Source organism: Tardiphaga sp. GW821-FHT12E02, assembly GCF_058807155.1.
This window is the reverse complement of record NZ_JBXAQK010000001.1, coordinates 1847496-1865706: the sequence shown is the minus strand read 5'-3', so window position 1 is coordinate 1865706 and position 18211 is coordinate 1847496. Positions and strand designations below refer to the sequence as shown.

17 protein-coding genes are annotated in these 18211 nt (G+C 63.0%); 10 read left to right on the top strand and 7 right to left on the bottom strand.

Translation table 11 applies throughout. From position 1 onward, the window contains the following. The first annotated feature begins 123 nt into the window (after positions 1-123). From AC1RQ5_RS08815 to AC1RQ5_RS08800, 4 genes are all read left to right on the top strand, one after another. Positions 124-1350: a glycosyltransferase family 87 protein gene (locus AC1RQ5_RS08815; protein ID WP_493203362.1), complete on the top strand. Its 1227-nt coding sequence runs from the start codon at positions 124-126 to the stop codon at positions 1348-1350. A 174-nt stretch (positions 1351-1524) separates the two neighbouring features. Next, positions 1525-2178, top strand: a complete 654-nt coding sequence (locus tag AC1RQ5_RS08810; protein ID WP_398479767.1) for a glutathione S-transferase family protein — start codon at positions 1525-1527, stop codon at positions 2176-2178. A 139-nt stretch (positions 2179-2317) separates the two neighbouring features. Further along, positions 2318-2491, top strand: coding sequence for a hypothetical protein (locus tag AC1RQ5_RS08805; RefSeq protein ID WP_493198298.1), 174 nt, complete (start codon positions 2318-2320; stop codon positions 2489-2491). Between the two features lie 102 nt (positions 2492-2593). After that, positions 2594-3757, top strand: coding sequence for a PQQ-dependent sugar dehydrogenase (locus AC1RQ5_RS08800; protein ID WP_493198296.1), 1164 nt, complete (start codon positions 2594-2596; stop codon positions 3755-3757). Between the two features lie 133 nt (positions 3758-3890). Here AC1RQ5_RS08800 and AC1RQ5_RS08795 read toward each other — a convergent pair whose 3' ends face one another. Further along, the gene (locus tag AC1RQ5_RS08795; RefSeq protein ID WP_398479763.1) at positions 3891-4244 is read right to left on the bottom strand and encodes a DMT family protein; all 354 of its coding nucleotides are present in this window, start codon (positions 4242-4244) and stop codon (positions 3891-3893) included. 208 nt (positions 4245-4452) lie between these two features. On the opposite strand from AC1RQ5_RS08795, the gene AC1RQ5_RS08790 reads away from it, so the two are divergent. The 3 genes from AC1RQ5_RS08790 (at position 4453) to AC1RQ5_RS08780 (ending at position 7211) form a co-directional block, all read left to right on the top strand. After that, on the top strand, positions 4453-5046 hold the full coding sequence (locus AC1RQ5_RS08790) for a PAS-domain containing protein (RefSeq protein ID WP_493198294.1): 594 nt from the start codon (positions 4453-4455) through the stop codon (positions 5044-5046). A gap of 209 nt (positions 5047-5255) precedes the next feature. Then, positions 5256-6101: a lyso-ornithine lipid O-acyltransferase gene (gene olsA, locus AC1RQ5_RS08785; protein WP_493198292.1), complete on the top strand. Its 846-nt coding sequence runs from the start codon at positions 5256-5258 to the stop codon at positions 6099-6101. Positions 6102-6269: 168 nt separating this feature from the next. Beyond that, the gene (locus AC1RQ5_RS08780) at positions 6270-7211 is read left to right on the top strand and encodes an aldo/keto reductase (protein WP_493198290.1); all 942 of its coding nucleotides are present in this window, start codon (positions 6270-6272) and stop codon (positions 7209-7211) included. 96 nt (positions 7212-7307) lie between these two features. Here AC1RQ5_RS08780 and AC1RQ5_RS08775 read toward each other — a convergent pair whose 3' ends face one another. Both AC1RQ5_RS08775 and AC1RQ5_RS08770 read right to left on the bottom strand, forming a co-directional pair. Then, the gene (locus tag AC1RQ5_RS08775) at positions 7308-8531 is read right to left on the bottom strand and encodes a DUF1501 domain-containing protein (RefSeq protein WP_493198288.1); all 1224 of its coding nucleotides are present in this window, start codon (positions 8529-8531) and stop codon (positions 7308-7310) included. Beyond that, positions 8528-9994 carry a DUF1800 domain-containing protein gene (locus AC1RQ5_RS08770; protein ID WP_493198286.1) on the bottom strand — a complete coding sequence of 489 codons (1467 nt, stop codon included), beginning with the start codon at positions 9992-9994 and terminating at the stop codon, positions 8528-8530. Before AC1RQ5_RS08770 ends, AC1RQ5_RS08775 begins: the two co-directional genes overlap by 4 nt. A gap of 122 nt (positions 9995-10116) precedes the next feature. Here AC1RQ5_RS08770 and AC1RQ5_RS08765 point away from each other — a divergent pair, with 122 nt between their 5' ends. From AC1RQ5_RS08765 to hemN, 3 genes are all read left to right on the top strand, one after another. After that, entirely contained in the window at positions 10117-10341 is a 225-nt protein-coding gene (locus tag AC1RQ5_RS08765) for a cysteine-rich CWC family protein (RefSeq protein WP_493198284.1), read from the top strand. A 234-nt stretch (positions 10342-10575) separates the two neighbouring features. After that, a complete protein-coding gene (locus AC1RQ5_RS08760; RefSeq protein ID WP_493198282.1) occupies positions 10576-12576 on the top strand; it encodes a lytic transglycosylase domain-containing protein in 2001 nt (666 codons plus the stop codon). 82 nt (positions 12577-12658) lie between these two features. Continuing rightward, positions 12659-14011, top strand: a complete 1353-nt coding sequence (hemN, locus tag AC1RQ5_RS08755; RefSeq protein WP_493198280.1) for an oxygen-independent coproporphyrinogen III oxidase — start codon at positions 12659-12661, stop codon at positions 14009-14011. A gap of 62 nt (positions 14012-14073) precedes the next feature. Here hemN and AC1RQ5_RS08750 read toward each other — a convergent pair whose 3' ends face one another. From AC1RQ5_RS08750 to AC1RQ5_RS08735, 4 genes are all read right to left on the bottom strand, one after another. Next, complete coding sequence (locus AC1RQ5_RS08750) at positions 14074-15555, bottom strand: sensor domain-containing diguanylate cyclase (RefSeq protein ID WP_398479745.1); 1482 nt, start codon at positions 15553-15555, stop codon at positions 14074-14076. A gap of 99 nt (positions 15556-15654) precedes the next feature. Then, positions 15655-16350 (bottom strand): glutathione S-transferase family protein, encoded by a 696-nt coding sequence (locus tag AC1RQ5_RS08745; RefSeq protein WP_493198277.1) that lies wholly within the window; start codon positions 16348-16350, stop codon positions 15655-15657. A gap of 55 nt (positions 16351-16405) precedes the next feature. Next, complete coding sequence (locus AC1RQ5_RS08740) at positions 16406-17116, bottom strand: glutathione S-transferase N-terminal domain-containing protein (protein WP_398479741.1); 711 nt, start codon at positions 17114-17116, stop codon at positions 16406-16408. A gap of 182 nt (positions 17117-17298) precedes the next feature. Then, positions 17299-18072, bottom strand: a complete 774-nt coding sequence (locus AC1RQ5_RS08735) for a DUF4394 domain-containing protein (protein WP_493198275.1) — start codon at positions 18070-18072, stop codon at positions 17299-17301. Between the last annotated feature and the right edge of the window lie 139 nt (positions 18073-18211).

Genomic DNA, 18211 nt, shown 5'->3' with positions numbered 1-18211 from the left:
GTGCGACCTGGCATCGCAAGGCAGTTGGGCTGCAAACGCATCTGGAAGCCATGCAATTTCAGGGAAATTTAAAGTGAGCGGGGTAGGTTAACCCGCAGCCGCAATCGGCGATTTTGAGTGAAAATGTCCGGTATCCGGCAACAGATCATCAGCGGCACCTGGCTGACCTCGGAACGCATCCGCATCTATAGCGTGATCGTGCTCGCCATGGGTGTATTGGCCATCCTCGCATGGGCCGCCCTTGCGGATGGCGCCATCGATCGCAACGGCAAGCCGCTCGGCACCGACTTCTCGAATGTCTATGCAGCCGGAACACTCGTCTGGCAGGGCAAGGCCGCGGATGCGTATGATCCGGCCTTGCAGCATGCCGCCGAAATCGCCGTCTTTGGCGGCCGTGATGTGCCGTTCTATGGATGGCACTATCCGCCCTTCTTCCTTGTCATCGCCGCCCTGGTCGCCCTCGTCCCCTATCTCTGGGGCCTGGCACTCTGGCAGATCACGAGCTTCGCCGCCTATTGCGTTGCGATAGGCGCGATCCTGCCGCGGCGGGATACATTGCTGGTCGCAGCCGCCTTTCCTGCGGTCTTCGTCAATCTCGGCCACGGGCATAACGGCTTTCTGACCACCGCACTGCTCGGCGGCGCCTTGCTGTTGCTGGATCGACGCCCATGGCTTGCGGGGATTCTGATCGGCCTCATCGCCTACAAGCCGCAATTCGGCGTACTGATTCCGCTCGCACTGCTGGCCGGCGGATATTGGCGCAGCATCGCCGGCGCCGCATTCACCGTGATCGCGCTCGTCGCGCTCAGCACGATCATCTTCGGCACCGGCATCTGGCACGCCTTCGCAGAGTCCACTGCGTTCACACGCGATGTCGTCCTCGAACAAGGCGGCACCGGCTGGCCAAAGATCCAGTCGATCTTCTCAGCGATGCGCATGTGGGGCGCCGGCCTCTCGGTCGCTTATGCCGCGCAAGGCCTGCTCGCTGCAGGTCTCGCAATCAGCCTGGCCTGGCTGTGGCGCAGCGATGCTGCTTTCGCATTGAAGGCATCGGCCCTCGCCATCGCCAGCCTGCTCGCCACGCCTTACGTCCTCGACTACGATCTCATGGTCCTGGCCATCGCCATCGCCTATTGTGCCGGCCACGGCCTCCAGCATGGTTTCAGGCCTTACGAGATCACGATGCTGGCTCTTGCCTGGATCATGCCCCTGCTCACGCGCAGCATTGCCGGCGCGATCCATCTGCCTCTCGGCCTGCTCACGATGATCGCGCTCTACGTCATCATCGTAAGGCGCGCCGCCATCGATCAAAGAGCATTGCACCATCACGACAAAGTCGCGACAGCGTGATCTTTCGCACGCGCGAAGCTAGGCAGATTCAATTTTTCGGATGTCGAAAGTCCTTGGTGGTTTTCGACTTTTTCCAGTATCCGACCCTTGCGAGCGGACGCTCGGGGCATCATTGTCTAGGCGCAATGCGACGCTGAGGTCGCCCCGCATCACCCGAAAGATCGACCCCGGCGAATGTACAAGCTCTATTCGATGCAGCGCTCCGGCAACAGCTACAAGGTCCGCCTTGCGCTGGCGTTCATCGATGCGCCGTATCGCGCCGTCGAAGTCGATATTCTCCGCGGCGAGAGCCGGACACCGGAATTCCTCGCGAAGAATCCGAGCGGCCAGGTGCCGCTGCTCGAGATTGCCGAAGGCCGCTATCTCGCAGAATCCAATGCCATCCTGTGGTATGTTGCCGTGGGCACGTCACTGGCACCGGAATCGCGCATGGACCGCGCCGAGGCGATGCAGTGGATGTTCTTCGAACAGCATGCGTTGGAGCCCAATATCGGCGCCGCCTATTTCTGGCTCTGCTTGGTGCGCGGCGGCCGCGACCTGCAGACCCACGCCCTCGATGACTGGATGGAGCGCGGCTATGCGGCGCTGCAGGTGATGGAGAATCACCTCAAGACCCACGAATTCTTCGCCGCCAACCAGCTGACCGTCGCCGACATCGCGCTCTATGCCTACACCCACGTGGCCGAGCAGTGCGATTTCGACCTGGCGAGCTTCCCGTCAATCCGCCGCTGGCTACGACATGTGGAGCAGCAGCCCGGCTTCGTCACTATGGATTGGCATCCGGTCTCGACGGAATATGATACCCTGGACGTGATCGCAGGGGCATAACTCGCGCATTCGTGAGCATAAAAAGCTCAAATGCCACTTTCCCGCCACAGTTGCCCCATTTCGCGCCGCAATCTCGCCCGTCGCCGCAGTAAATTTTAGTACGCGGATGATTCGTTCGCGATTTGAAGGATTTACGGCCATGATCCGGTCGCTTCGCGGGGTTGTTGGTTTTCAGGTGCGCCCCGCGCCCGTTGCATCTGTCAGGTTGATCAATGCCGTCGCGGCATCGCTGGCGGTCGGCTGCCTGTCACTTTGCGTCATTCTCGCTCTCACGATGCTATCGACCCGCGGCGTATCCGCGATGCCGCTCTGACGGTCGCAACAAGCACAAAAGCACATCGCGATGCCGTTACGCATCGCAGCATAAACCGTAACGACGCCTCCGTGATGGAGCCCGTGTGATGAAGAGTGCCCGATGAAACGGCCGGTGGTTTGGGTCACGACCTCGCTGATGATTGCAATCGTGGTGACGACGACATTTTTGATCGCCACCACCAGCCGCGGCGAACCGACCTCGTTCGGCTCGTCGGCCGGCCGGCTGGACGTGCAGACGGCTGCCTCCGGCCTGTCCTATCCATGGGCGCTCGCCTTCCTGCCCGAAGGCCGCATTTTGGTTACCGAGCGACCGGGCCGCATGCGCGTGGTTTCCCCGCAGGGACAATTGTCGACCGCTGTGAAGAGCGTGCCCGACGTCATGGCCACCGGCCAGGGCGGCCTGCTCGACGTCATCACCGACAAGGGCTTTGCCCAGAACAACACGATCTATTTCTGCTACTCGGAACGCGCCGGCAATGGCGGCCGCACTGCTGTGGCGCGCGCGAAACTCGTCGATGGCGCCGCACCCCGGCTCGACGATCTGAAAGTGATCTTCCGTCAGGACGGCCCGCTCTCGACTGGTAACCATTATGGCTGCCGTATCGTGCAGGCCGCCGACACCAATCTCTTTGTCACGCTCGGCGAGCACTATAGCGGCCGCAATGAAGCACAGAATCTCGCCAATCATCTCGGCAAGATCGTCCGCATCACCACCGATGGCGCGACGCCGCCGGACAATCCGTTCGTCGGCCGCAGCGATGCCAAGCCGGAGATCTGGAGCTACGGCCACCGCAATCCGCAGAGCCTTGCTATCAATCCCGCGACTAGCGAGCTTTGGGAAATCGAACACGGCCCGCGCGGCGGCGACGAGGTCAACATCATCGGCAAGGGCAAGAATTACGGCTGGCCGGTGATCGGCTACGGCATCGACTATTCTGGCGCCAAACTGCACGAGAGCACATCGAAGCCCGGCATGGAGCAGCCGATCAAGAACTGGGTGCCATCGATCGCGCCGTCCGGCATGGCTTTCTACAATGGCGACCTGTTTCCCCGCTGGCGCGGCAGCCTGTTCACCGGCGCCCTTGCAGGACAGTTCCTGGTACGGCTGCAACTAAATGGCAATGCGGTGACGTCAGAGGAGCGCATCCTGCAGAATCTAAACGAGCGCATTCGCGATGTCCGGCAAGGACCGGATGGCGCGCTATGGCTGCTGACAGATAGTTCAGCGGGTCGCCTGCTGCGGATTACGCCAGCGGGGAAGTGACACCGCTCGTCCTGTCGTTACCCGCGAAAGCGGGTAACCCAGTAAACACTGGCAAGAGTGATCATCATGCCCACTTGTGTCTACTGGATCGCCCGGTCAAGCCGGGCGACGACATACGGAACGCTACAACAGCTCACCACTTGTGAAAAATAAAAAACGCCCCGAGCGCGATGAACGCGAAGCCCAGCGCGTGATTCCACCCCAGCGGCTCCTTCAGATACAGCACCGAGAACGCGGCAAACACGATCAGCGTGATCACCTCCTGCATCGTCTTCAGCTGCGCGGCGTTATAGACCTCGCTGCCCCAGCGATTGGCCGGCACCGCCAGCCAGTATTCGAAGAAAGCGATGCCCCAGCTGATCATGATAATGAGCGGCAGCGATGCTTCCTTGAATTTCAGATGGCCATACCAGGCGAAGGTCATGAAGATGTTCGAGGCCAGCAGCATCAGGATCGGCAGCAGCAGCGGCGAAATGAAAGTCGGCATCCGGTGATTATCCCTGTCAAAGCGCGGCGCTAACATCCGGCGGCCGCTGCCGGTTCCCACGGCTTCGATAGCATTTGAACCGAACATTGGGAAAATGCCGCCACCGCCATCCACACCGCTTTAGCGATGGCACCGGGAAACTGTGGGCCAAGACGCAACCACGCGTCACTGTGCGATTAATACCTCTGTACGGACACGGGTGAGCCCGATGCAGATCGACTGGCGCATGTTTCTCGATCCGGGAATAGAGACCGCAATCATCGTGATCGCGGCCCTGGGGATCACGCTCGGCGTCCGCCTGCATCGCAAGCGCCATGCGGCCCGCCAACGCGCAGCTGAACAACACGCCACCGCCGAACGCCTCACCGCCGCCCTCGATCGCATCGATATCGGCATCGTGCTGCTCAATGCCGACACCCGCGCCGAATTCATCAACCGCGCTTTCCGCGATTATTTCGGGCTCCCCGACGCCAAGGCCGACAGCAAGCCGCCGCTGATCGCCTTGATGTATCATGCGCGCGATACGCGCGCTTACACGATCCCCGATGATGAGGTCGATCACTTCATCGCCCGCCGCATCGAGCAGATCCGCGGCGGCAATCCGGCCCCGGAAACGCTGCGCCTTGCCAGCGGCCGCGTGCTGCGCCTGAGCTGCACCGTGCTCCCCGATGGCGGGCGGATGCTGAGCTACACACCGGTCACCGACCTGATCCGCCATAACGACGCCAGGACCGACCGCGACTACTATCTCGCGCTGCGCGGCGGCGATGTGTTCGACAGCCGATTAGACGCGGCGGAGTAAATCTGGGGCCTAGCCCAAGTTGCAGCCTGTGGATAGTTAACGCTGTCATGGCGATGTCACCCGGCGCAGCTAGGTTTTCCCTGCAGCCGGTCGCTTCCCCCCGTCGCCGACAGGCTGTTTCCCAGCGGTCTCCGTCAGTTGCCGCGCTGACCGGGACCGCTTCTTTTTGCCGATTTTACCTGCGGCGTCCGCATCGGTATAAGAGCCCCATGATCCGTCTCGTCGCCGTCGCCGTCTCGATGCTCACGATGATCCTGGTGCTGGCGCCGCTGCAGCTCGCCTGCATCGCCTTTCGCTGGCGCCTGCAGCAGGTCATCCCGCATATTTTCCACACCGTGCTCTGCGCGGTGATCGGCATCCGCATCCATGAGGTCGGCACCCGCAGCAAGACCGCGCCGCTGCTGATCCTCTCCAATCACGCCTCCTGGCTCGACATCCTCGTCATCGGCGCCAGGACACCGGTGGTGTTCGTCGCCAAGAGCGAGGTGGCCAAATGGCCGCTGTTCGGCTGGCTGGCGAAGATGCAGCGCACGATCTTCGTCGAACGCGAACGCCGCCAGACCACCGGCGCCACCGCGCGCGAGATCGGCGACCGCATGGTGTCCGGTGATGCCGTGGTGCTGTTCGCCGAAGGCACGTCGAGCGACGGCATCCGCGTGCTGCCATTCCGCTCGGCGCTGGTCGGCTCGGTGCATCACGCGCTTGGCGAATCCACCCATGACGACAAGGTCATGGTGCAGCCGATGTCCATCGCCTATGTCGGCTTCGGTGGCCTGCCCGTGGGCCGTGCGCTGAATCAGCGTGTCGCCTGGTATGGCGATGTCGAGCTGGTGCCGCATCTGATCGGCATCCTCACCTCCGGCGCCATCGACGTCACCGTCACCTGGGGCGATGCGGTGGCTTACGACATGACCACGGACCGCAAGCAGATCGCACGCCACGCCGAGACTGCCGTGCGCCAAATGACCACGGCCGCGCTGCGCGCTGGCCCGCCGAAGAAAGCGGTGCAGCCCGCGGCCGAACCGGTTGCAGAAGCGGCGCCGGCAATCGCGTGATTGCCGTAGGGCGGATTAGCGAAGCGCAATCCGCCGGCCGACTTCATAGCAGAAACTCCGCGGCGGATGACGGCTTCGCCTGATCCGCCCTACGGCTGCGACCTGCCTTGCAGCATCGCCCATGTCGCGCAATAGTCCGCGCCCTCGCTTCGTTCACAGGGCACTCCCATGGAAATCCGCAATCTCGGCCGCTCCGGCCTGCGCGTCTCGGCCGTCGGCCTCGGCTGCAACAATTTTGGCCAGCGAACGGATCTGGAAACGTCACGCAAGGTGATCCACAAGGCGATTGATCTCGGCATCACGCTGTTCGACACCGCCGACATCTATGCCGGCATGGGCGGCTCCGAGACCGTGCTCGGTGAAGTGCTGGGCGACCGTCGCAAGGACATCGTGCTGGCGACCAAATACGCCAAGCCCATGAGCACTGACGGCACCAAACAGGGCGCCTCGCGCCGCTACATTGTCGACGCCGTGGAAGCCAGCCTGAAGCGGCTGAAGACCGATTACATCGATCTTTATCAGCAGCACGATTTCGACGACCGCACGCCCATCGAGGAAACGCTCCGCGCCCTCGACGACCTCGTCCGCCAAGGCAAGGTCCGCTATATCGGCCATTCAAATTTCCCGGCCTGGCGCATCGCCGAAGCCGAATTCACCGCGCGGCAACTCGGCACCGTGTCCTTCGTGTCGAGCCAGGACGAATACAGCCTCGTCGTCCGCGGCATCGAGAAAGACCTGCTGCCCGCAGCTCAGCAATACAATCTCGGCCTGCTGCCGTTCTTCCCGCTCGCCAACGGCCTGCTCACCGGCAAATACAAGCCCGGCGTCGAGCCACCCGCCGACAGCCGCTTCGCCAAGGCACCGGCACTGCGTGACCGCTCGGCAACGCCGCGCAACGAGGCGATGGCGGTGAAGCTCGACGCCTTCGCGCAGGAGCGTGGCCACACGCTGCTGGAGCTCGCCTTCTCCTGGCTCGCCGCACGGCCGCAGGTCTCCAGCGTCATTGCCGGTGCAACGCGGGTGGAGCAGATCGAGCAGAATGTGAAAGCGGCGAGCTGGACGCTGAGTGCGGAAGATATGGCGGAGATCGACAAGATCACGTTGGGCTAGCCGTCATTGCGAGCGAAGCGAAGCAATCCAGCTCTTTGCCAAAGACTGGATTGCCGCGTCGCTTCGCTCCTCGCAATGACGGGGAGAGGCCGGTGGCTACCCGACCAGTCCCTTCACCGGCTTCACCAGCGCGCTATCCGGAAACACCCGTTCCGCCAGCACGCGCTCACCAAGACCGAGATGATCGTGCAGCACGCCTTTCAGCACCCCGCGTAAATCTGTCGTCGCTGCCAGGTCGCGGCCATCATGCAGTCGGCCATTCGCCAGCCCCGGCCAATCCGCAATCACACGCCCGCCCTTCACAGCACCACCGGCCAGCAGCGCGATCGTGCCCGTGCCGTGATCGGTGCCGGCGGTGCCGTTGATCTTTGCGGTCCGCCCGAACTCCGTCGCGACCACCACCACCGCATCGCGCCAATGCGCACCTAACCCGCTCTGGAATTCCGCCAGCGCCGCATCGAGCCCACCCAGCAATTGCGCGAGGCGCCCGACCGGCCCGCCCTCCTGCGCATGCGTATCCCAGCCGTCGAAGGCCAAAGCCGCCACGCGCGGTCCGTCATCGGCCGCCATCAGCTTCGCAGCACCGCGCGCCACCTGCTTCATGGCATCGACACCGTTGCCGCCCTTCGGCTTCATGTCGGTGCCAACCGCAAGCTTGTCGAGCTTCAAGCCCTGCGACAGTGCCGCAGCCAAAGCGGGGTCGCGATCGCCATAGAGCTGCAGCAGCCGCATCGCCGTATCATCCGCCGCATTGGGCAGATTGACCGGCGACCAGCCCACCGTCGGCGCCGCGCCGCGCAGCACCAGCGGCGTGGCCGGCCCGACTGCGAGACCGGAAGTCACGCGTTCACCACGCGGCAGCGCCTCGATGGCGCGGTTGAGCCAGCCGGACTGCACGCGACCAGGACCGGGATAGCCGCTTTCGAGCACATCCTGCCCGTCGAAATGCGAGCGCTCGCGATAGGAGGTCGCCACCGCATGCACGATGACCGCCTGCTTGTCGCGATACATCCGCGCAAATTCCGGCATCGCCGGATGCAGACCGAAGAAACCATCGAGCCCGATGGCGGCGTTCTGGCCATCCTTCTGCAACGCGATCGATCCGTGCAGCCCCGCATAATCAGGATCGCCCAAGGGCGCGACCGTTGCGAGCCCATCCAGCGCGCCGCGCAGGATCACAACGATCAGCCGTGGATCGCGCGCATCGGCCGCGCGTGCGAATTTCGGCAAGTAAGCCCAGGCCGCAAAGGCCGCGCCGGAGAGCAGCAACGAGCGACGCGTCGGCGCAAGCGTCCGGCTTTCACAACATTCCATCGTCATCTCCTCTGGAATTCCGGCGACATCAACAACAGCGCCAGCGCCTGCTGCCGCGTCTCCGCGCGCGCGACGGTCTGGCGCGTCTCGGTGGAGGCCGCGTCGCCTGCGACGATCTCGAGCAATTCGCGTGGATCCATGCTGTCGGGAATCCGCGACGACACCTGTGCCGCCAGATCGAGCCGCAGTTTCATGCCTTCCGGCACGGCCCATGCGGCATTGCTGTCCGGGAAACCATTCGGCCCCGCCGGCGTCCACAGCGGCTGACCCAGCGCCTGCAGGCCGGCAAAGTAGCGATTGGGATCCTCGGGAATACGCGCCAGCAATCGCCCGGTGGCAATGAGATATTCATAGGGCGTGCGCAGCTTCGTGACCGGCGCCTGCCAGGCCTCATTCGAGTCCAGCAGAGCCAAAACCACCGCTTTCAGATCACCATCGGTCTTCCTGAACACGCTTTCCAGCCGCGCCACGAGCGCAGGCGGCGGCGCATCCGCCACGAAATGCTGCGCCAGTTTGAGCGCGATGAATTTTGCCGTCGATGGATGCCGCGCGATATCGGCAAGCGCCGACTCGCCCTGCGCAACGCCAGTGTCGTCATAGGTCTTGCCCAGCAATTGCTGCGCGCCCGGCTCATGAGCATTGGCATTGAAAGCAAACGTACCGGGCGCACCAAGACGGCCTTCGCGGCCCACATATGTCCACCCCGTGATGATACGCGCCAGCGACGTCACATCGGTCTGCGTATAGCCGCCGCCGACACCCAGCGTGTGCAGCTCCATGATCTCGCGGGCGAGGTTTTCATTGAGGCCGCGCTTCTGGTTCTGGCCGGCGCGCGAATTCGGGCCGATGGATTGCTGGTTGTCGAGAAAGAACAGCATCGCCGGATGCTGCTCCACCGCACGCAGCATATCGGCGAATTTGCCGAGCACATGCGGCCGGATCGCCTCGCGCTCGAACGAGCCCGCCCACATCCGCGCCGGCTCGCCCTTGCTCGCCGAGATGCAGAAGTGGTTCGACCAGAACACCACGAGCCGTTCGACGAAGCCGCCTTCCGCAATCGTTGCGCGCTGGATGCGGGCCAGCGCCTCGGCACGATACGTCTTCTGCACCACATTCTGCGGCATCGGTGCCGGCGGAGGCTTTGGCGCATCGGGCTGCACCGTCATGGTCGTGTTGCCGGTCATCGCCGGCGCTTCCGGTTTCTTCTCCGCCTCGACGGGAGCCGCCTTGGCAGCCGCTTCCCGCGCCGTGCGCACTTCCAGTTGATAGGCAAACATCGCCTGGGCCAGTTCCGGCGTGGCCTGCAGCCCCGGCAGTTCCAGCATCGCGGCTTGCGGGCGCGCCAGTTCCGCCTTCACATAACCGCGCGGATCGGACGCGGCATTGACGATATCGCCCGATGCCCCGCCACGGGCGCCGAAGCCGAAACGATTAAGCGCAATCAACGCGCCTCGCGGGTCGCGAGCCATCGGGGTTTCCTTCGCGCATCGCCGCCCTATGATGCAGGCGTGGCGGCGATGGTCTGATCCGGATATGCGGTTCCGGCACATGAATGCCACATGAAGATCGCACGGAAATTGAGGCCGTTTGCATGACAAATCGGACAGGAACCGACAGCTTGCCCGGCGATGCCGCGCTGAGCCGCAGCCTGACCTGCTCGGCCTGCGGCACCGAATTCGGCTGCGACCTCTCCGGCAATTGCTGGTGTGCCGAAGAGCCAGCGAAACTGCCGATGCCGACCACCGGCGGCGATTGCCTGTGCCGCGACTGCCTGCGCAAGGCCGCGGCCGCGCATGCGCGCGCCACATCGGCGTGATCCAGCCTCGTCCGTGATCGGACATATCGACGCTGCGCGCGCAGGGACCACCGCAAAATGTTGCGTGTCATGACGCGCCGCGCGGCCATATCTTCCAACCACGACGCAACATTACAAATCCCCCATCTTGGCTGACATTGCGGCGTCGGATGCTTTGCATTTCATGAAGGTTTTCCGTCGAGGTTGAGCGAAAGCCAGACGTGCGGATGTCATCCGCCTGCATCGGAAAGCCCTGTGATCAATCTGCCTGTCTCCATTCGCCGCGCGCTTCTCGCGACCATCGCTGTCGGCATCTTCCTCGCCGCCGATGCGCGCACCTCGCATGCCACACAACATCTGCTGTCGCGCGACGATCTGAAAGCCGTGTCGGAAGCGACGCGCCTCGCCAATGCCGGCAAGCTCGATGCGGCGACGACGGCGCGCGACCACATCCGCGATCCGCTCGGCCGCAAGCTGGCGGAATGGGTGATCCTGCGCGCCGATGGCGGCACCGAATTCTCGCGCTACGCCAATTTCATCCACGCCAATCCGGTTTGGCCCGGCATGACATTGATGCAGCGGCGCGCCGAAGCGCGGCTGTGGATCGAGCGTTCAGACGCGACCACCGTGCGCACCTTCTTCAGCGGGCGCGAACCACGCACCGCGCTTGGACAACTGGCCATGGCCCGCGCACTTGCATCGCTCGGCGATGCCCGAGCCGTGCGCCATGCGAGCCTGGCCTGGCGCAGCGAGGGTTTCTCCACCAGCACTGAAGCCGAGGTGCTGAAACTGTTCGGATCGCGGCTGACTCAGGCTGATCACGCTGCCCGCATGCATAGCCGGCTCTATGCCAATGACTTCGGCACCGCGATGCGCGCCGCAAAACATCTCGGTCCTGGCGCTGTCGCCATCGTGTCGGCACGTGCCGCGGTGATCGGCAAGAAGCCCAACGCCGCCGCGCTGCTCACCGCCGTACCCGCCAATGTCCGCAGCGATGCCGCCTATCAGTTCACCCGTATCCAGTGGCTGCGCCGCAGCGGCCGTGACAGCGAGGCGGCGCAGCTCATGCTGTCGGCGCCGCGCGATCAGAGCGTGATCAACAGCCCGGACATCTGGTGGGTCGAACGCCGCGCGCTCGTGCGCTCGCTGCTGGACGATGGCAAGGCGAAGCTCGCTTATCGCCTGGCGCATGATGCAGCACCCGAGAAGGAAACCTATCGCGTCGATCGCGCTTTCATGGCGGGCTGGATCGCGCTGCGCTTCCTGCGCGATCACCAGACGGCGACGCGTCACTTCAACGAGATCCCGGCGCTCACAAGCGGCCCCACCGCGCTCGCACGAGCGCAATACTGGCTCGGCCGCGCTGCTGACACCGGCCGCAATCGCGCGTCTGCGCAGCAGCACTACGCCCTCGCCGCCCAGCACGGCACCACCTATTACGGCCAGCTCGCTTGTGCGAGGATCGGTTGCCGCCATACCCGGCTGCGCAGCCCGCCGACGATCACTCAGTCTCAGCCCGCCACGCCTGCCAGTCGCGAGCTCTTGCGCGCCGTCGAGCTTCTCTATGCGTCCGGCAACCGCCGCCTCGTCGTGCCCTTCGTTGGCGATCTTCAGCGCAGCAACGACATCGCCTTGCTGGCCATGGTGGGCGATTCCGCGCGAAAGCACCGTGATCCCGGCGCCATGCTGTCCGTCGGCCGCGCCGCGCTCAATCGTGGGCTCGCTTTCGACAGCTACGCGTTTCCCGCCACCGGCCTGCCCGATTTTGCCCCGATCGGCGCAAAGACCGACAAAAGCCTGGTCTATGCCATCAGCCGCACCGAGAGCGCCTTCAATCCGCGCATCACCTCCGGCGCGCTGGCCACCGGCTATATGCAGGTGACACCCGCCGCCGGCCAGACGCTGGCGCGGCGCATGGGCTTCACCTTCAGCAATGACCGCCTGCACAACGATCCCGCCTATAATCTGCAACTCGGCTCGGCGGAAATCGCCAACCTGCTCAGCGACTATGACGGCAATCATGTGCTCGCCTTCGTCGGCTACAACGCCGGCCGCGGCCGCGTGCGACAGTGGATCGAGCGTTACGGCGATCCGCGTCGGCCCAATGTCGATGTCGTCGATTGGGTCGAGCGCATTCCTTATGCGGAAACACGCAATTACGTGCAACGCGTGCTGGAAAACCTGCAGGTCTATCGTGCCCGCTTCGGCACTCCTGAACTGGCGATCGAGGCGCATATGCGGGGCCGACAGGGATAGGCATCAGGCTGAGCAATTGAGATATCGCAAAGCCCCGTCCTTCGACCGGTTCTAGGCTGTCCTCAGCAAGAGGACGAACACCATGCGATCAGACTGGGCGAAAGCCTACGGGCAGGACCGGCTGCCGCGCTATACGAGCTATCCAACAGCGCCGCATTTCTCCCCGTCGATCACAGAGGCGCATTACGCAAACTGGCTGGCGGCACTGCCGGCCTCGCAGCCGGCGTCGCTTTACGCGCATGTCCCGTTCTGCCGCGCCATGTGCTGGTATTGCGGCTGCCACACATCGCTCACCAAGCGCGACGAGCCGATCGCCATCTACACGGCCGCTTTGCGCCGCGAGGCCGAGATCGTGGCACAGACCATCGGCCATCGGCAGCCGATCTCGCATATCGCCTTTGGCGGCGGCACGCCGACGATCATGTCGCCGCGATCCTTCATTGATCTCATGGGCGCGCTGCGTTTTTCCTATGCCGTGCAGCCCGACGCCGAGATCGCCGTCGAGATCGATCCGCGCACGCTCACCGCTGACATGACCGAGGCGCTCGGACAGTGCGGTGTCAACCGCGCCAGCCTGGGCATACAGAGCTTTGATCCCGCCGTGCAGCGCGCCATCAACCGCTTGCAGAGTTTTGAACAGACCGCCGCCGCCGTCCAATCGCTGCGCGATGCCGGCATGGGCAGGATCAACTTCGATCTGCTCTACGGCCTGCCGCTGCAGACCGTGGACTCATGCCTCGACACGGTTGCCAAATGCATCGCGCTGCGGCCCGATCGCCTCTCGGTGTTTGGCTATGCGCATATCCCCTCCTTCAAGAAGCATCAGCGCAAGATCGCGGACGACACGCTGCCTGATAGTCCCGAGCGACACCTGCAATCCGAAGCCATTGCCGAAGCCCTGATCGATGCCGGCTATATGCGCATCGGCCTCGATCACTTCGCATTGCCCGAAGACAATCTTGCCATCGCCCAGCAGGCTGGACGTCTGCATCGCAATTTCCAGGGCTATACCGACGATAGCGCCAACATACTGATCGGTCTCGGCGCCAGCGCCATCGGACGCATGCCTGACGGATTCGTGCAGAATGCGGTGCCGGTGCGGGATTATCTCGCGCGCATTGCCGAAGGCCGGCTTTCAACAGTGAAAGGCTACCTCCTGACGAAAGACGATCGCTTCCGCGCCGATCTCATCGAGCGCGTCATGTGCGACATGGCGGTGGATCTGCCGCAGGTCTCCCGTTTGCACGGCAAGGATCCACATTCGGCGATCATCGATCGCGCGCGGATCGACAGGCTCGTGGCGGACGGCGCTGTGATGCTTCTCGACGACCGGCTGTCAGTCAGCAGCGGCGCCGAATTCCTCGTCCGCAGCGTGGCATCCGCTTTCGATGCCCATCTGGCGCGATCGACGGCGGTGCATAGCCGCGCCGTCTGACAGAGCATGATCCCGAAAAGTGGCTTCCGGTTTTCGGATCAGATCATGCTCAAAAGACAAAGCTACAGATTGCGCGAGGTGCGGCTGCGGCGATCGCGGCCGGGCTGCTCGTAATAGCCACGCTTGGCATGCAGCATCTGGATGTCGGCGCGCTTCACGACCTCTTCCAGTTTTTCATCGTCGGCGCTGGTGGCGATGCCCACCGACATCGTGAGCGCCGTGTCCGTGTAATACTGGTTGTTGAGCTCGATCAGTTCCGCCAGCGTCGCCAGCACCGTATCGCCACCCGTGGCATCGGTGAGCGGCAGGATCACGGCAAATTCGTCGCCACCGACGCGGGCGACCGTCGCCGGCTTCTCCACCAGCGAGGTGAACACTTCGCCCGCGCGCCGCAGCAGCGCATCTCCGGCATTGTGCCCCCTCTGATCATTGGCCGCCTTCAACCCGTTGAGATCGGCAATGATGATGGTGACGGGATGCGAGCTCTTGCGGCGTCGCTCCATGCGATTGAGCTCATCGACGAAGAAGGCGCGATTATAGATCCGCGTCAGGACGTCATGGGTGCCGAGGAATTCGAGATAGGCCTCGGCTTTCTTGCGCGCGGTGATGTCGGTGAGCGCCACCTGCACCTGCGACCAGTCCCGCTCATGGCCGGGCAACACGGAAAATTGCAGCAGCAGATGCAGCTTGGTGCCGTCCAGCGCGTAGTTCACGACCTCGCGCTGCTGGAACAGGCGCCCCTCCCAGAGATCGATGAGCTGTTCGCGGAAATGCGGTCCCATTTCATCGCGGAAGATATCGGACAGGCTGAGCAACAGCGTCTGCTTGTCCGGCGCGCCGAACAGGTCGAGCGTGCGGGCATTGACGTCAAGCACGCGGATTTCGCTCATGCATCGCTCGACGAATTCCGCATGCACATCGGTGAACACGCGAAAATCCTCGACGCCCTGCGCACGCACCTCGTCGATCAGGCGCTTCACGCCGCCGAAATCCTCGACCCACAGCGACACCGGCGAATGCGCGAACAGGCCGAACGCGTAATTCTCGCTCACCGCCAGGCGACGCCGCGCGCTTTCGCGCTCGGTGACATCCTCGATGGAGATCATCACGCGCTTCCAGCTGTCTTCGTAGCCCGGCAACACGCGACCATGCAGCTGCACGTCGAGACGCTCGCCCTGCAGCGTGTAGTTCACGGTGTGGCTGGAGAACGAGGTCTTGCCGCTCCAGAGCTGCGACAGCTCGGAGACATGGCTCTTGAACGTGTCGTCGCGCATCACCAGGCTGAGGCTGACCATCAGGTGATTGAGATCGCGTGCGCCGAACAGCGACAGCGTCTTCTGGTTGACCTTGAGGATGCGGATCGATTGCGAGCACTGCCGCACCCGCTCGGGATTGGCGAGCAGGAATGTCTCGATGTCATCGACGCCCTGATTCTGCCACTGCTCGAACAACGCCTTCACGTCGCTGAAGTCCTCGATCCATAGCGAGACCGGGGCGAGGTCGAACATCAGGGCGTCGCTATCGACGATGGGTTGAGAAGTCATGGCATCCTGCCGAATAGAATCGCGTGAATTTCAGCGGTAATTTAGTTCAACTGCCCCCGCGAAAAAACAACCGATGCACTCTGCAGCGCTGCTTTGAGCCTATACGTTGTAACCTGCCGACTTCCGCGCCATGCCATTAAATGCATCGAGCAACTTTTCGCGCCAGGCGTAAACGGGATCGTCCGACTGCAGCAATGGGAACCTGGAAATCGCGCGAGCCCATTGAAATGGCCCGAACACGATGTAATCGGCATAGTTCGGCTGCTCGCCGCCGATGAAGGGCTGCGATCGCAGCGTCAGACGGAGCGGATCGAGCGACTTGCGGAATGTCAATACATCCTGCTCGCGCGTGGCTGCGACCTCTTCCAGCGTCTTCTTGAAACGCGCTTCCCGCGATTGCCGGAAATAGGCCTGATCGGCCGGCCGCAGATGGGCGTGAATGTCCGTAATGATGAGCGGGACCAGACCTGGAATGACCACGGCATCGCCCCACCAATTGATCATCCGGCCCATCGCCCGGCCACCGTCACCCCCGAACAGCGACGGACGATCCGGATAGGCATCCTCGAGATAGGCGGCGATCATCCAAGAGTCGTTTACCGCACGCTCACCGTCGATCAGAACGGGGACCTTCTCCGATTGATGCCGAGCGAGTGCGTCCTTCTCGGTGAAGCGCCACGGAATCGACGTCGCCTCAAGCCCCTTATGCGCGAGCGCCATCCGCGTCCGCCAGCAATAGGGGCTGAAGGGACGATCGTCCTCGGTCCCGACGAGTTCGAACAGTTGCAGGGCCATTGATGTCCTCCGAAGCCTTAGCCATCTTTACGCAGCGATGATGGGCCGCGATCTCTCAGCTCTTCACCACGCTCGACGTCTGCCCGAACAGGATCTTGCGTTCCTCGTCGGTCCTGACCGGCGGCTGTCCGAAATTCGGATTGACCTCTTTCGCCAGCGCATAAGCGCGTTGCACAGCCGGCCGCTGGGCGATGCGCTCCAGCCAGTGCTTCAGATGCGGGAAATCGTCGATATCCTGCCCCTGGTTCTTGAAGGGCACGATCCACGGATAGCTCGCCATATCCGCGATCGAATACTCCCCCGCGATGAAATCGCGATCGGCGAGGCGCTTGTTGAGCACGCCATAGAGGCGGTTGGTTTCGTTCACATAGCGATCGATCGCGTAGGTGATCTTCTCCTGCGCATAATTGCGGAAGTGATGGTTCTGCCCGGCCATCGGCCCGAGACCGCCCATCTGCCAGAACACCCACTGGATGGCGTCATAGCGCGCATAGAGATCGGCGGACAGGAACTGGCCGGTCTTCTCGGCAAGATAGACCAGCATTGCACCGGATTCGAACATCGAGATCGGCTTGCTGCCGCCCTTCGGCTCATGATCGACCAGTGCCGGAATGCGGTTGTTCGGCGCGATCGCCAGAAATTCCGGCTTGAACTGTTCACCCTTGCCGATCTGCACCGGCACGATCTTGTAGGGCAGCCCCGTCTCTTCGAGAAAGATTGTGATCTTGTGACCGTTCGGCGTGCTCCAATAGTAGAGATCGATCATGCGGCGGTCCTGCTCATCAATAGGATTGACGTCCCGCTGGCGATGCGGATGGGACACGTTCGCCAGAACGCTGATGCAAGTCAATCGCGGGGCTGCCACCCCATGCAGGGCCGCCCTGCAACGAGCGAATGCCGCGCAGAACTTCGCGCGGCATTCTTTGTCATGGAGAGCTCGATTGGCGGTTACATGCCCAGGATCGCGATATCGGTCACCTTGCCGGTGACACCCGCAATCTTCGCAGCTTCAGTCGCCTTGCCGGTGGCCAGATCGACGGAATACAGCGTATCGCCGGACATCAGCCAGGCTTCGTTCTTGGTGCCATCCGACCAGATGTCGAAAGCGGCTGCCGTCGGCTTGATGCCGAGTTTGCCGACAGCACCGAGAATGCCGTCATTCGGCGGTGCCTGCTTGACCAGCGCGCCGATGGTGCCGTCGATATTGAACAGCGCGGTCTCCTTGGTGCCCTTCACCGAATTGGTGTAGGCACCGGCGATGACATTCGGCTTCTCGCCCTTGTACATGTCGGTCTCCGCATATTTGTGATCGCCATCCTTGGTGACCTTGCCGTCATCCACATTGGCGCGCAGGCTTACACCATCCGAGCCCATCACGCGCAGACGATCGGCGACCGGGTTGAAATCGACGGTGGCGGTGACGCCCTTGGCCAGCGTGGTTTCGAGCTTGGATTTCATGGTCGCCTTGCCGTCCTTGGCGATGGTGACCACGGTGCCGTCATCGACGAGGCCATAGAGCAGGCCATCGGCCGGACGCACATCGATGCCGACCAGTGCGCCGGAAATACCGGTGACCTTGACGGACCCCGTGGCCTTCTTCTGCGCGGTATCGACCGTGGCGATGGTGTCGCCACCGACAAGGGCAGCCACCTGCGCGGCATTGGCGGCGGCGGTGGTCATCAGCAATGCGGCGGAGGCGGCGAAAAGCGAACGAAATGTCATGTCGTGTTCCCTGTGTTTCCGCGATCCCGGTGGGACCGATACAAGGACTACCGGCGGCACCGGCCAAACGGATGCACGCGCCCGAAAATAATTTTTGCGAATAAATCCGGGACCGGTGCATCCAAATGCCGCACAGCCA

What these genes read in the sequence shown, in the direction of transcription:
- AC1RQ5_RS08750 (WP_398479745.1), bottom strand. Translation starts at nt 15,555, where the DNA reads ATGACTTCTCAACCCATCGTCGATAGCGACGCCCTGATGTTCGACCTC.
- AC1RQ5_RS08740 (WP_398479741.1), bottom strand. Translation starts at nt 17,116, where the DNA reads ATGATCGATCTCTACTATTGGAGCACGCCGAACGGTCACAAGATCACA.
- AC1RQ5_RS08780 (WP_493198290.1), top strand. Translation starts at nt 6,270, where the DNA reads ATGGAAATCCGCAATCTCGGCCGCTCCGGCCTGCGCGTCTCGGCCGTC.
- AC1RQ5_RS08745 (WP_493198277.1), bottom strand. Translation starts at nt 16,350, where the DNA reads ATGGCCCTGCAACTGTTCGAACTCGTCGGGACCGAGGACGATCGTCCC.
- AC1RQ5_RS08775 (WP_493198288.1), bottom strand. Translation starts at nt 8,531, where the DNA reads ATGACGATGGAATGTTGTGAAAGCCGGACGCTTGCGCCGACGCGTCGC.
- AC1RQ5_RS08770 (WP_493198286.1), bottom strand. Translation starts at nt 9,994, where the DNA reads ATGGCTCGCGACCCGCGAGGCGCGTTGATTGCGCTTAATCGTTTCGGC.
- hemN (WP_493198280.1), top strand. Translation starts at nt 12,659, where the DNA reads ATGCGATCAGACTGGGCGAAAGCCTACGGGCAGGACCGGCTGCCGCGC.
- olsA (WP_493198292.1), top strand. Translation starts at nt 5,256, where the DNA reads ATGATCCGTCTCGTCGCCGTCGCCGTCTCGATGCTCACGATGATCCTG.
- AC1RQ5_RS08765 (WP_493198284.1), top strand. Translation starts at nt 10,117, where the DNA reads ATGACAAATCGGACAGGAACCGACAGCTTGCCCGGCGATGCCGCGCTG.
- AC1RQ5_RS08800 (WP_493198296.1), top strand. Translation starts at nt 2,594, where the DNA reads ATGAAACGGCCGGTGGTTTGGGTCACGACCTCGCTGATGATTGCAATC.
- AC1RQ5_RS08810 (WP_398479767.1), top strand. Translation starts at nt 1,525, where the DNA reads ATGTACAAGCTCTATTCGATGCAGCGCTCCGGCAACAGCTACAAGGTC.
- AC1RQ5_RS08735 (WP_493198275.1), bottom strand. Translation starts at nt 18,072, where the DNA reads ATGACATTTCGTTCGCTTTTCGCCGCCTCCGCCGCATTGCTGATGACC.
- AC1RQ5_RS08805 (WP_493198298.1), top strand. Translation starts at nt 2,318, where the DNA reads ATGATCCGGTCGCTTCGCGGGGTTGTTGGTTTTCAGGTGCGCCCCGCG.
- AC1RQ5_RS08795 (WP_398479763.1), bottom strand. Translation starts at nt 4,244, where the DNA reads ATGCCGACTTTCATTTCGCCGCTGCTGCTGCCGATCCTGATGCTGCTG.
- AC1RQ5_RS08815 (WP_493203362.1), top strand. Translation starts at nt 124, where the DNA reads ATGTCCGGTATCCGGCAACAGATCATCAGCGGCACCTGGCTGACCTCG.
- AC1RQ5_RS08790 (WP_493198294.1), top strand. Translation starts at nt 4,453, where the DNA reads ATGCAGATCGACTGGCGCATGTTTCTCGATCCGGGAATAGAGACCGCA.